Genomic DNA, 12,035 nt, shown 5'->3' with positions numbered 1-12,035 from the left:
GCCAACCGGTGGCGCATTCCGCCCTTCAGGAATGGCCCTGACCGACCGATATCCATAGGAGCACACCCACGGCGAGATAAGCGGCATAAGGAATGCCGCGCGACGGGTCGGTCATCGCGGCAAACCAGCGCATGCGTCGTGGCCATTGGCCCACCGCGGCAATGAGGCCGCCACGTGCCTCGGCATGGCGAAAGGCAAGAACGAGACAGGCATGGATAAATGCCAGCAGCGTCCCGGTCAGCCAGACCGGCAACAGGCTCGACGGTCCGATGAAGAACCCCACTACCGCCAAGAATTTGACGTCGCCGGCCGCCATGCGGCCAAACAGATAGGCCGGCAGCATGACGGCAAAGCCCAACGCGAATCCGAGCACGCGCGCCGCAAGCGGCAACGACGAGTCGTAGCCGAGCGCAGACACGAGAGCCCCCGCAATCAGCGCGAGCGCCAATGCGAGATTCGGTACTTTGCGGTAGTGAAGATCAGTCCAAAGGGCCGTCGCGCAGAGCAGCGCGACGATCAATGCCATGGATGGCGGTCGGTAATTCCGTCAACTGCCCGAGGCCTGAGTCGGTGCAATGATGGTTTGCACCTTGGTGGCGAGCCGGTCGAAGGCGTCGTCCAGATTGTCGCCGAGCATCTTGGCTCCGCCGGCCACTGCCAGTGCGATGAGACCCGCGATCAAGCCATATTCAATGGCCGTCGCCCCCCGTTCGTCCCGAATGAAACGCAAGAACCCCTGTTTCATGATGACCGCTCCTACTTTTATTGCTAGTTATCCCAACACTCTGGATACCGCGTCGATCCGCGCGATCGCCTGGCTCTAATGGCTTGGCTGACCTCGTGCAGCAGCATCCGTGTTCTTTTTATAAAGGAATTTTTTAGTTTCAGCTACATCCGTTTGCGGTCTTGACAAAAGTTTTAAATTGCCCGATTGACAGCATCTTTTGCTGTTGGATCGTCCATCAGGACTACTACCAACGCCCGAGTCGTCAGTGCGTTCCCCTGAATAAAAAAAGATGCGCAGCCGCGGGGATCGTCCGGCTGCGCACCGTCAAGCTGCCTGGCATGGCCCCCGGACTGGTGCCATGGCAGCAGTCAGCGTCGCCTTAGCGCCCAAGCGCTCCGAGCGAGCCGACCAGGCCGGTCACAGGTGCCAATAGCCCGCCGACCGGTGCCAACACACCGCCGGTCTTGCCGCTGCCGGCACCCTTGTCAGAACCACCACCACTGCCCGCCTGCCCACCCGTTTGGGTGAGAGGCAGACCGCCAAGCAGGCCACCGAGCGGATTGCCGCTGCCGCCTGCCGAATTGCCTTCGCCATGGACCAGGCCGCCAGCCGCGGCGACCGTCCTGCCCACTTCCGTCACGACGCCGCCGACCGGGCCCACTACTGGCGCCTTGGTGGCGCTCAGGTGCGTGCCGGTGTGTGCAACCACGCCGCCGACCTTGGTCAGCAGGTTGTCGACCGGCGCACCGAGGCGCGTGGTGGCACCGAGCGCTTGCGTGGTATCGGTCAGCTTGCTGGTCAAGGGCACGATCACCTTGCTGGTCTGGCCCGTCAGCTGTGCGACCGGTCCGGTCGACAGCTTGTCGCCGAGCTTCTCGCCAAGCTGCTGCACGCCGCCGGCCACGTGATTGACCACCGCGCCCACTGGCGTGGTCACCGGCGACAGCACCTTCAGTTGATCCTTGCCCAGCGAGGTCACCAGATCGCCCGTGCTCGACAAGGTATGACCGGCCTGCGTGACGACATTGCCGGTGCTCGCCACGGTCACGCCGACGGGGTTGTCCACCGCGCCCATCTTGCCGAGGCCATCGCGAACGCCCGCACCCAGCGCGGCCACCGTGTTGCCGGCATCGATCACCACCTGGCCAGTGGCATTGCGGGTTCCGTCGCTGACGATCGGCAGATTGGCGCCCTGCACCTGCTTGCCGATTTCCGTGATGGCATTGCCGGCCGCCGTCACCGTATTGCCGGCGCCTTCGGCCACCTGTCCGGTGGGCGTGGTCGGCTTCGACGTGGTCGGCGGAGGCGTGCCGCCGCCACCGTCATCGCCGCCGCCACCGTTGCTCGGCGGGGGCGTCGTCGCAGGCGGCCGCGTACCGCTGCCCGAACCGCTCGACGAGCAGCCCGCCATCATCCCCAGTACGCATGCGCACGCCAGCGCCATCATCACCGGCGCGCGTCGCGTCGAATTCGTCCGCTTCATTGTGTTTCTCCTTGTGGATCGGACCGGCGCGGAACCGTGACCTGTCCCGTGGTGCCGGCGGTCCCCGTGCAGCGGGGACTCGGCCCCTTGGTCCGCAAGGCGCGTGCCATCGGCGGAAACCATGCATGCCGCTCCGATCGGGCGGCGCTGTGCATCACCCGCAAAGCCTTGTATGACGCGGCTTTCCGGGCGATGCCCCGGCATGGAAACGAGGCCGCACAAGCTCGCGTGGCGCGGCTTCGCGACGTTACGTGCTACGTAACGTGTTACGGCGTCCATCGCCACACGCCCGCGTCCGCGAACACCGCGCCGGCCGCATCGCAGCGATCCCCTACACCCCCATCGATGTTCCGTTCGCGCCGTAGCGCGTTACGTAACGCGTAACGCCGCCACACGCTGCGCGCATGGCCTTGCGCAGCCTTCGCGCGGTGCTGTCCATTTCCGGCAAACCGTTGCGCCACAAGGCTTTGCGGGGAGCGCGCGAGCTTTGCCATGCGCGCGGCGCACAGCCCTTCCATCAGTGGCACACCGCTTGCGCTTGTGATGGCAGCACGGTGGCGCAGTGCGTCCAGTGCCTTTCAACTCGGGAACGTCCAAACACGAGAACACTTGTTGACCAGGGGATCAATGATGAAAAAAACCAAGACAACCTTGACCGCCACGGCGCTGCTCAGCGCATTGCTGCTGCTTGGCGGCTGCGCGAGCGGCAGTGGCTCGACCTCGATGGGTACGGGCAGCAAGGGAGGCGGCGGCACGGTCGGTGACACCAATGGCGGCACCGGCAGCCCGAACGGAGGTGGAACCGGTGGTGGAAGCGGTGGTGGTGGTACTGACGGTGGCGGCAGCGGCGGTGGTGGCACCGGCGGCGGCGGTACCGGTGGCGGCGGCAGCGGTGGTGGTGGCGGCGGCGGCGGTGGTACCGGCGGTGGCGGCGATGGTGGCGGCGGTGGTGGTGGTGGCGGCGGTGGTGGCGATGGTGGCGGCGGCGGCGGCACGCCGGTACGCAGCCCGACCGGCGAAATCATCAACAAGACCGGAGACGTGGTCAGCAAGACCGGCGACCTCATCGGCGGCATCGGCGAACAGCTTCAAACCGGCGTCAACCTGCCGGTGGTCTCGAACCAGACGCAGAGCGGTGTCGGCGGCGCGATCGTGTCGGTCGGCAACGCGGTCGACTCGCTGGGCACCGGACTGAAGGACGGCCTGGGCAATATTCCGAACAGCGCCAACCCGATCGGCACCACCGTCGCCAGCACCGGCAACGTGGTCACCCATGTCGGCACCGCGGTCAGCCAGGTCGGCAGCGCCGTCAGCGGCGTGGGCACCGGCCCGCTGTCACCGCTGGGCGCGGTGACCTCGCCGGTCGGCGCGCTGGTCGACAAGGTCGGTACCGGCGTGCAGACGCTCGGCGGCACGCTGGGCACCGTGCTGTCGACCGGTCCGGTCGAACAGCTGACCAGCGGCGTCAGCCGCGCGATCGTGCCGCTGACCTCGCAGCTGACCAGCACCACGCAGTCGCTGGGGGCGGCCACCGGTCTCGGCCAACCGGTCAACAATCTGCTGACCGTGGTCGGCGGCACCGTGGCACAGCTGGGCGGCAAGCTGCAGCAGACCAATACGCCGGTCGTCAGCGGTGTGGGCGGCGTCGTGACCGGTGCCGGCAACACCGTTGCCGCGCTGGGCGGCGCGGTGCATGCGCCGGGCGCGACCCCGAGCGGTCCCCTGGCTCCGGTCGGCAATCTGGTCAGCGGCCTGACCGGCGGACTGGCCGGCGGCGGCAATGGCGGCACGGGTCCGCTCGCCCCGGTCACGAACCTGGTCAGCGGGCTGACCGGTGGCCTCGCCGGCGGCAACAACGGCGGCAGCGGCAGCGGCCCGCTGGCACCGGTGACCAATCTGGTCGGCGGCGTGGTTGGCGGTATCACCGGTGGCAACAACGGCGGCGCCGGCAGCGGTCCGCTGGCTCCCGTCACCAACCTCGTCGGCGGCCTGACCGGCGGTCTCACCGGCGGCAGCAACGGCGGTGCCGGCAGCGGTCCGCTGGCGCCGGTGACCAATCTGGTCAGCGGCGTGGTCGGCGGTGTCACCGGCGGCCTGACCGGCGGCACGGCTCCGGCGCCGGCTCCTGCTCCCGCTCCGGGTGGCACGGGCGGTGGCGCGACCACGGGTCCGGTGACCGGCGCGGTCGGCGGCATTGTCGGCGGTGTGCTCGGCACCGTCGGCGGGCTGCTGGGGGGTCGCCGCTGATCGGGGCCTGATGGCCACCTGATGCGCGCCTCCGGACGCGCGCATCCCCTCACTCAGTCCTGCAGTACAGCCGGTCTCCACTTCGATAAGCGCGCAGGCAGCGGCAGCCTGCGCGCCGGTGGAGAACCGGCTTCCACAGCCGCATCCGTTTTATTGTGAAAGGGGATTGACCATGTCGCGCACGCACACTCGCGTCGCCATGCTGCTGCTCGGCCTCGGGGCCTGGCAAGGCGGCATGCATCCAGTTCTGGCCGCCGATCCGCGCAGCCCGGTCCAGGGGGACCCGACTCAAACGCTGCCGAAGATCGCGCCGCCCAAGCCCACCGGGGAAGTCAAGGTACAGGTCGAACGTCCGGACCCGGCCATGCAGAACCTGCTGTCGGCCAAGCTGACGCCGGCACGCTTCCAGATCGAAGGCGTCAAGACGCTGCCCTTCGACCAGATTGCCGACAAGTTCAAGCCGCTCGCCGGCAAGGAAATCACGGTCGCCGAACTGCTGCAGGCCGCCAATGCGGTCACCGAGATGTACCAGCAGCAGGGCTATCCGCTGTCGTTCGCCTTCGTTCCCGCGCAGTCCTTCGAGAACGGCAATGTGCTGATCACCGTGGTCGAAGGCTATGTCGCGCGCGTGACCATCCGCGGCAATGCGGGCCCGCTGGAAAATCGGCTGCGCGCGATCGCGGAACGGCTGAAGGAAGAACGGCCGCTGACGCGCGCCAGCTTCGACCGCTATTCCAGCGTGCTGGGCCTGCAGCCCGGCGTGCAGGTCGGCGCGACGGTGCAGCCGCCGACCACCACCGACGGTGCCAGCGAAATGGTGCTTGACGTCAAGCGCAAGCCGATCGCATTCGGCACCGGCGTCGACTACATGTCGCCCGGCGTGCGGGCGATTGCAACGGCAACCGCCAGCGGCCTGACGCCGCTCGGCGAGCAGCTGACGGTATCGGCGCTGTTTCCGAAGGGACGCGACGACGAGGAGTACTACGCGCTCGGCTATGCGCAACCGATCGGCACCGAAGGGCTGATCGCGCGCGTCAACGCGTCGCACTATCGCGGCGTGCCGCAGAACGCCACGCTCGAGCAGATCGGCTTCAATCGGCGCTACGTCAATGACAACAAGCGGCTCGGCGCGAGCCTGAGCTATCCGCTGCTGCTGAGCGCGCGGCATTCGGTGACGCTGAGCGGCGGTCTCTACGGCACCGACCAGTTCGAGCGCTATACACAGGCCGGCACCGATCGCTCGGTGGCGATCGGTACCAATGTGCGGGTCGTCAATGCGGAGCTGGCCTATGTCCAGCGCAAGGAAGGCGTCTCGCGCAGCGCCACGCTCGGCCTGTACAAGGGCGTCGATGCGCTGGGGGCGCGCCGCGAGAACAATGCCAACGACCTGAGCTTCCTGCGCACGCGGCTGCTGCTGTCGCAGGCCACCGACCTGCCCTTCGGCTTCGGCATGGCGGTGTCGGCCGCCGGTCAGTACAGCGGCGACCGGCTGGCGTCGAGCGAGCAGATCAGCTTCGGCGGGCGCTTCTTCGGGCTCGGCTACCCGGCCGGCGAAGTGGCGGGCGACAAGGGCTGGGGCGCGTCGGCCGAGATCAGCCGGCTGTTCGGCATGGACATGACCTATCTGAAGACGCTGCAGCCGTATGTGATGGCCGACGTCGCGCGGGTCTACTCGAACAGCTACTCGCTGACGCACCGCTCGCTGTCGTCGGTGGCGCTGGGCGTGCGCTTCTCCGACCGGCGCTACTACACGCTGGACCTGTCGCTGGCGCAACCGGTCGGCGACAAGCCGATCAATGCGGAGCGCCGCTCGCCGCGGATCAATGCGAGCTGGTCGTATCAGTTCGATTGAGGTTTGCGCATCCGTTGTCCCCCCGCAGGCGGGGCCCCAGTGGCGTTATTTGCGGCCAGAGCAAGTCGCTGGGTCCCCGCGTTCGCGGGGACGACAGTGTGCGATACGCTCGCCAATCTGCTGCTCACGCGGCAACACCTCTATCAGTTCGATTTAAGCGGAACGTATCCCGTCGTCCCCGCGCAGGCGGGGACCCAGTGGCGTTGCTGTGGTGTGGTGAGTCGCTGGGTCCCCGCGTTCGCGGGGACGACGGTGTGTCTACTCGGTGTCGCGCCGTGGCGGGCGTTCCTCGCGCCGGTCGGTCTGGTCGGCGCGATCCGCCGGCGTATCCGGCGCAATACCCTCGGCCGCATCCTCGATGCGCTCGCCGATCTGTTCCTCGGGCAACAGCGCCTCGGTCCGGTTGTCGTGCGGATAGTCCTGTTCCTGTTCGGGCAGGCCTTCGAGGTTCATGTCCGAGTCGATCGGCTCGATGTCCGTATCGGGATCGAGCGAGCTGGGAATCGCCCGCGCTTCCTCCCTGACCTCCTGCTCGCGCTGCGCTTCGGCGCTCGACGTCGTATTGTCGTTGGCGCCATCGTCGCGGGCGCGAAGCTTGTCGCGGGCATCGTCCTGGTCGCCGCTCCGACCGTTGCCATTTCGGTCGGTATTTCGATCGGTATTTCGGTCGGTGTTCCGGTTCATCGTTTTCTCCCCATCAGGTAGCGTGCTTGCCCGGCGTCGTGGTGCCGCCGTACGGGTCGGTGCCCTTGGGCACTTCGCCCGCGCCGACCTCCATGCCGCCGACATAGCTGCTGGCTGTGCTGCCGGTGGCACTGCCGGATGTGCTGATGCCGCTCACGCGCCGGTCCTCGGAGCTCGATCCTGCGGCGCCGTGTCCGACCTGCCCGCCCTCCCGCTGCACGCGAATGCGGTTGCGAACCTCGCGCACGCCGAAGATGTCGTCGGCGATGTCCTCGACGCAGTATTTCTGACGGCGGTCGCGCACGGCGCCAGTCAGCGTGACCACGCCTTCGCTGACCTGGACCTCGACGTCCTGCACTTCGAGCCGGTCATCGTGTGCAAGGCGTTCGCAAAGGTCCTCGCGAATCCGTTCGTCGCTGCGCTGGTAGCCCTTCGGCGAAACCCGGCGGTCGGGACCGGCGCCGCTGCCCGAGCCCTGCCCCCAGTTCACGCGCTGCGGCGCGCCGCTGAAGCGCTCGTAGGCTTCGTCGCGGCCATGCGATTGCCGTTGGCCGCCGGCGCTCCAGTCGTCGCCCGGCCAGCCCGACGGGCGTCCGCCGCGGCCCGGGCGTTCGCTTTCGGGAAAGCGTCCGCCCTCGTCCATCCAGCGCGCGCTCGCCTCGCGCCGGCCGGCATCGCCGCTGCCACGTTGGTCCGGCCAGGACGGCGCATCGAGGCGGTCCGAATCCGAGATGCCATAGGCCTGCGCGAGGTTGGCACGCGTCTGCGGATCGTCGGGCTCGTAGCGATCGCGCCACGGCGTACGCGATTGATCGGGCCAGGGGCCGCCGCGCTGCCCGCGCGACAGCCGGTTGTCGGTCAGATCGCCGCTGCGGCGTTCACCTCGTTCGCTCCTTCCGGACAGTCCGCGGTCGCTGCGCATCACCTCGCCTGTCGACGGGTAGGTGCCATAGGGGTTGTCGCCAAGGGGCTCTTCGTAACCGCGGCCGTAGCGGCCCTCGCCGAAGTGGCCGGCGCCATAGCCGTGCTCGGCATGACGGGGCTCCCCGAACGGATCGTCGCGGCCGCCGCCGTAGCGCGGCATGCCCGGTTGCCCGACGCCTCGGCCGCGGCGGATCTCTTCCTCGGCGTATTCCGCATAACGGCCGCCCTGGCGCGAGCCGCGCTGGTCGAGCCGGTCTTCGGCGCTATACGGCTGGCGGTAATCCCATACGCGGCGGCTGGTGCTGCGTTCGTTCATCTGTGCCTCCGTTGGTAAGAGTTGCAAATGCTGTGACGTGGACCCGGCGCGAATCCCGCGTCAGATCCGGCATCAATCAGTGGGGATATCGCCGGTGACGCAATTTCCATTCCGTCGCCGAAGACTGTGTGCGCTAGGCGACTTTCGCGCCGTGTGACGGCGGATAGCCTGTGGCAACGCGGGATAGACTGACCGCTCGCCCGCGCTTGGCGCCTCTCCCGTCCCCGGTGGAGAGGCGCCCTTTCTCGTCCGGAGTTTTTTCGTCGGGGCGGACGCTGGCCGGGTTGGCCATCACGCGGCCATCACGGGGCCATCACGCTGCCATCAGGCAATTAGCGTTCCTGCGTGGGCATGGGGCCGCGCGCTGCGATGGGCGAGTCGGACCGACAGGGAATCGAGCCATCGGTGGATCGAGCGCAAGGGAAAGAGAAAAGCGGGGACGCCGCCACCGGAATCGGCGGCGGCGCGAGGCAAGCGCAGGGGACTACTGCAGGAAGGCTACAGCGTGCGCCGGCGCGCGACGACAAACAGGCTCAGCGCGGCTTCCGCCGACCTGGGATCGATGCCGGACAGCCGCTGCGCCAGCCGGATCTTCAGCGGCGGGCGGCCCATCACGCCGTCCAGCACGTCCTTGCCGACATAGTGGCTGTGCGGATAGATCGCGATATCGAAGCCCAGCGGCCGCAGCGTCGTGTGCACCAGCTCGCGCGTCAGCCCATCACCGGGCCGGTGATGCAGTTCGGTGGCCAGTGCCCAGACCTGTTCGTCGTCGGCCGCGGTATGGCCGCCGCGCCGAAGCCAGCGATAGATCGGCAAACGCAGGCGCCATAGCAGCAAGGCGATGCCGCGGAAATTCCATGCCGAACGCTGCGGGTCATGATCAAGGATCAGCAAGCCGCCGGGCCGCACCAGGCGCGAGGCCTCCACCAGCGCGCGCCGCATATCGTCCAGATGATGCAGCGACCCATTGATGGCGACGACGTCGGCGATGCCGGAGCGCAAAGGCATATCGTGGGCGTCGGCCCGCAACGGCAGGTAGCCGACACCGGCCGCTCTCTCCAGGCTGCCTGGCGCGATGTCGACGCCGATCGCAATCTTCGGCTTGCCCCCCAGTGCGGCCAGCAGATTGCCGGGACCGCAGCCCACATCGACCAGCACCTTGTCGTCGAGCGAGCCAATCACGGACAGCCACCGCTCTCGCAGTTCCGGATACCGATGCACGCTGACCAGCCAGTCGTCCATCCACTTGGGATGGCTGAAGTAATGCGCGTTGGCGCGCATGCCGGTGGTGAACGTATTGATGCGTGCCTCGGGGAAGGCCCCACCGCGTACCGCGGCACCCGGCTTCAGGAAGGGCTGCAATCGCTGCAGATAGCTGTCCTCCGCGCCGGCCTGCGCGTGCATGGCCAAGGTAGCATCGACGCGCTCGTGATCGCGGCGCTGAACAGGTGGATCGAGTGACTCGGCGCGCGTTGGAACGCAGGGGTCGGAGAGCAGGGCGTCGTTCATGTTGGATCCCGGGGTAGAAGCGCCGGCGCGGCCGCGACCACGGCCGACACCAGACGAAAGACGCGAAGGGCCGGCCGGCCGCACGCCGTCGCCGGCGCGATGCCGTTCCTTTCCAATGCGCTGCGTATTGGCAGGCCGGACCCGGCCGGTGCGTGCCGGTCGGTGTGCCTGGCCTCCTGGGTATGACATCGACGTGGCCGATCGCCATTACGCTTCGGCGAGCCAGCCCCAGACCCCGTGGACTGGCGCTGCCTTGCGTCCGCCCTCCCCCACGGCTCGAACGCGATTGCCTTGGCATGCCGGTGTACCGCCACGGTGGGTTGCCAGGGCCGCGACATGCAGAGATCGCCAGCATGTCAGCGTTGACAAACCCACGAAGGCAATCTAGTTAGCGTTTGCTGCGCTCGCAAATAAAAAATTGTTTGCCTATGTGCGCGAGCCAACGTTTCCCTCCATGCGGCCAATTGCGCGTGCGTAAAAAAAAGCGGCGCCCGCATCGGGCGCCGCGCTCAGGCACGGGAAATGGAGCAGCCAGGGAATGGCGAGCCGCGGCGGCACCGCTAGCGCGCCTTCGCCGGCGACGCGGGATAGCCGTAGCTCTCCGCCGCCGAAGCACTGCGGCGGTCGCTGCCATTGGACTGGCTTGCCTCGCCGCGCTTGCTGGTGCTGGTGCCCTTGGTCGCGTCGTGCTGACGGGTGCCGCCATGCGCGCCATGGTCGGAAGTGGAGCCACCGCTTGGGGCCTGGACCGGCCGAGTTGGCATGACGTCCGAGGCGGCCGTACCGGGCGCCTTGTCGCTGCCCGGCGGCGTTCCGGTCGCGGGCGTGGCGGTCGATTGCGACATCGCGGCGCCGGACATCAGCGCCAGCATGGCGAAAGTGGCGAAACGTTTCATCTCTGTCTCCTGCGTAGTTGTGGCGGCGGGCGCCGCCGGCGCATCGCGGTTCGCGCTGCCTAGCGTTTCGCCGACTTGGCCGGAGACTTTCCCACCTCGTTGGCCATCTTGTTGGCCATCTCGAGATGATGTTGCAGTGTCGGCAGCGTCTTGCCGGCGAACGCCTTGACGTCCGGATCGCGGGACTTGGTCGAGGCCTCGCGGAACAGGGACACCGCCTTGTTGTGCGCCTTGACGCCGACCTCCTTCGCATACTCGCGATCGAAGGTCGCGCCCTCGAGCGCGCCCAGCGCCTCCAGCCGCTTCTTGTCCGCCGAGGGCAGCTCGGTCGGCAATTCAACGCCCTTGCTGGACGCCAACGCCTTCAGTTCGCTGTCCGCGGCCTTGTGGTCCTTCAGCATCTGCGAGGCAAAGGACTTCACCGTGTCGCTCGATGCCTTGCTTTCAGCCAGCGTGCTGGCCTCGATTTCCAGCATGCCGCTCTCGGCCGCCTTCTTCATGAAGTTGGTGTCGGTCTTGCCGACGTCGGCGAACGCCAGGTTCATCGCAGCTGCGGCGGCGACCAGCAGCGCGGGACGAATCCATTGCATCGTTTTCAAGATGGCCTCCATCAGCCGGATCAGTGACATCGGCCGCGGCGCAACTTCCGTGCCGAGGCCGGCGCGGCAGGCGCGGTGTATGGCGCGAGGCATGCGGGGGGATCGTTCGCGTCGGCGTCTGCGATAGCGGCTCGGAATTTCTACATCGGCTCGTAAGGATTGCAGTAGCGCGCTCGCGGTCGTCGTCCAATTCCTACAGTCGATTCAGGCATCGCCTTCCTGAGCGGGCATAACGCGGCACGTATCGTTAGGTAACGGGCATCGTGTGCCACCAGCCGGTGTCTGTCCGGACGGGCCCGCCCGTTCTCACGTTCAATGGATGGAGCCAACGATGAAGCGAATCGTCACCACTACCGCGCTTGCGCTGTGCGCGGCGCTGAGCCTGCCTGCGGTCGCCCAGCAGGCGCCCCCCAGCAACAACGCGCCGAACCCGAGCGCGCCGCCGACCGAAGGCAACCCGCCCGCGAGCCGCAGCACGACGCCGTCGGCGACCGGCGGCAGCATGAGCGGAAGCGACTCCACGATGCAAAGCGGCTCGACCAGCTCGACCGGTTCGACCATGACCGGCAGCGAGACCCGCGACAAGAAGAAGAGCGGCACCACGCATCGCAGCAAGAAGCCGCGCCAGCAGGGCATGCCCGACGCGGTAACGCCGGACTCGCCGTCCGCGCCGAAGGGCGACTCCCCCAGCCCGGCGACGAAGCAGTAAGCCCGGCGCTGACCGGGCGCACGCTGGCCCGGCAAGCCGGCACGCAACAGCATTGCGTGCCGGCTTTTTTTTGTCCCGGGTCCACGCCA

11 protein-coding genes are annotated in these 12,035 nt (G+C 67.7%); 3 read left to right on the top strand and 8 right to left on the bottom strand.

The features are described from left to right. Positions 1–25 precede the first annotated feature (25 nt). The 3 genes from M1D55_RS02120 to M1D55_RS02110 form a co-directional block, all read right to left on the bottom strand. Positions 26–526 (bottom strand): A24 family peptidase, encoded by a 501-nt coding sequence (locus M1D55_RS02120; RefSeq protein WP_370646839.1) that lies wholly within the window; start codon positions 524–526, stop codon positions 26–28. A 21-nt stretch (positions 527–547) separates the two neighbouring features. Then, positions 548–745, bottom strand: a complete 198-nt coding sequence (locus tag M1D55_RS02115; RefSeq protein WP_023264562.1) for a Flp family type IVb pilin — start codon at positions 743–745, stop codon at positions 548–550. Positions 746–1,106: 361 nt separating this feature from the next. Then, a complete protein-coding gene (locus tag M1D55_RS02110; RefSeq protein WP_064574120.1) occupies positions 1,107–2,210 on the bottom strand; it encodes a collagen-like triple helix repeat-containing protein in 1,104 nt (367 codons plus the stop codon). A gap of 630 nt (positions 2,211–2,840) precedes the next feature. On the opposite strand from M1D55_RS02110, the gene M1D55_RS02105 reads away from it, so the two are divergent. Both M1D55_RS02105 and M1D55_RS02100 read left to right on the top strand, forming a co-directional pair. Beyond that, positions 2,841–4,457 carry a collagen-like triple helix repeat-containing protein gene (locus M1D55_RS02105; RefSeq protein ID WP_456281354.1) on the top strand — a complete coding sequence of 539 codons (1,617 nt, stop codon included), beginning with the start codon at positions 2,841–2,843 and terminating at the stop codon, positions 4,455–4,457. 172 nt (positions 4,458–4,629) lie between these two features. Continuing rightward, the gene (locus M1D55_RS02100) at positions 4,630–6,309 is read left to right on the top strand and encodes a ShlB/FhaC/HecB family hemolysin secretion/activation protein (protein ID WP_023264560.1); all 1,680 of its coding nucleotides are present in this window, start codon (positions 4,630–4,632) and stop codon (positions 6,307–6,309) included. A gap of 258 nt (positions 6,310–6,567) precedes the next feature. Here the strand turns inward: M1D55_RS02100 and M1D55_RS02095 are convergent, their stop codons facing one another. The 5 genes from M1D55_RS02095 to M1D55_RS02075 form a co-directional block, all read right to left on the bottom strand. Beyond that, positions 6,568–6,993, bottom strand: coding sequence for a hypothetical protein (locus M1D55_RS02095; RefSeq protein WP_232205294.1), 426 nt, complete (start codon positions 6,991–6,993; stop codon positions 6,568–6,570). A gap of 13 nt (positions 6,994–7,006) precedes the next feature. Beyond that, on the bottom strand, positions 7,007–8,233 hold the full coding sequence (locus M1D55_RS02090; RefSeq protein WP_456280964.1) for a BON domain-containing protein: 1,227 nt from the start codon (positions 8,231–8,233) through the stop codon (positions 7,007–7,009). A 498-nt stretch (positions 8,234–8,731) separates the two neighbouring features. After that, entirely contained in the window at positions 8,732–9,637 is a 906-nt protein-coding gene (locus M1D55_RS02085; protein ID WP_456281353.1) for a class I SAM-dependent methyltransferase, read from the bottom strand. A 665-nt stretch (positions 9,638–10,302) separates the two neighbouring features. Further along, positions 10,303–10,638, bottom strand: a complete 336-nt coding sequence (locus M1D55_RS02080; RefSeq protein ID WP_456280963.1) for a hypothetical protein — start codon at positions 10,636–10,638, stop codon at positions 10,303–10,305. 59 nt (positions 10,639–10,697) lie between these two features. Continuing rightward, positions 10,698–11,228 (bottom strand): DUF4142 domain-containing protein, encoded by a 531-nt coding sequence (locus M1D55_RS02075; RefSeq protein WP_043440306.1) that lies wholly within the window; start codon positions 11,226–11,228, stop codon positions 10,698–10,700. Positions 11,229–11,568: 340 nt separating this feature from the next. Here M1D55_RS02075 and M1D55_RS02070 point away from each other — a divergent pair, with 340 nt between their 5' ends. Then, positions 11,569–11,946: a hypothetical protein gene (locus M1D55_RS02070; protein WP_006575923.1), complete on the top strand. Its 378-nt coding sequence runs from the start codon at positions 11,569–11,571 to the stop codon at positions 11,944–11,946. Positions 11,947–12,035: the final 89 nt, after the last annotated feature.

This window comes from Cupriavidus sp. JZ107, from assembly GCF_053903255.1.
Note: the sequence above shows the minus strand (reverse complement) of the source record. Positions and strands in the feature narration are given on the sequence as shown.

Excerpts from the sequence above, each read along its gene's own strand:
- M1D55_RS02075 (WP_043440306.1), bottom strand. The coding sequence starts at position 11,228 with ATGCAATGGATTCGTCCCGCGCTGCTGGTCGCCGCCGCAGCTGCGATG.
- M1D55_RS02095 (WP_232205294.1), bottom strand. The coding sequence starts at position 6,993 with ATGAACCGGAACACCGACCGAAATACCGATCGAAATACCGACCGAAAT.
- M1D55_RS02115 (WP_023264562.1), bottom strand. The coding sequence starts at position 745 with ATGAAACAGGGGTTCTTGCGTTTCATTCGGGACGAACGGGGGGCGACG.
- M1D55_RS02120 (WP_370646839.1), bottom strand. The coding sequence starts at position 526 with ATGGCATTGATCGTCGCGCTGCTCTGCGCGACGGCCCTTTGGACTGAT.
- M1D55_RS02090 (WP_456280964.1), bottom strand. The coding sequence starts at position 8,233 with ATGAACGAACGCAGCACCAGCCGCCGCGTATGGGATTACCGCCAGCCG.
- M1D55_RS02070 (WP_006575923.1), top strand. The coding sequence starts at position 11,569 with ATGAAGCGAATCGTCACCACTACCGCGCTTGCGCTGTGCGCGGCGCTG.
- M1D55_RS02110 (WP_064574120.1), bottom strand. The coding sequence starts at position 2,210 with ATGAAGCGGACGAATTCGACGCGACGCGCGCCGGTGATGATGGCGCTG.
- M1D55_RS02100 (WP_023264560.1), top strand. The coding sequence starts at position 4,630 with ATGTCGCGCACGCACACTCGCGTCGCCATGCTGCTGCTCGGCCTCGGG.
- M1D55_RS02080 (WP_456280963.1), bottom strand. The coding sequence starts at position 10,638 with ATGAAACGTTTCGCCACTTTCGCCATGCTGGCGCTGATGTCCGGCGCC.
- M1D55_RS02085 (WP_456281353.1), bottom strand. The coding sequence starts at position 9,637 with ATGCACGCGCAGGCCGGCGCGGAGGACAGCTATCTGCAGCGATTGCAG.
- M1D55_RS02105 (WP_456281354.1), top strand. The coding sequence starts at position 2,841 with ATGAAAAAAACCAAGACAACCTTGACCGCCACGGCGCTGCTCAGCGCA.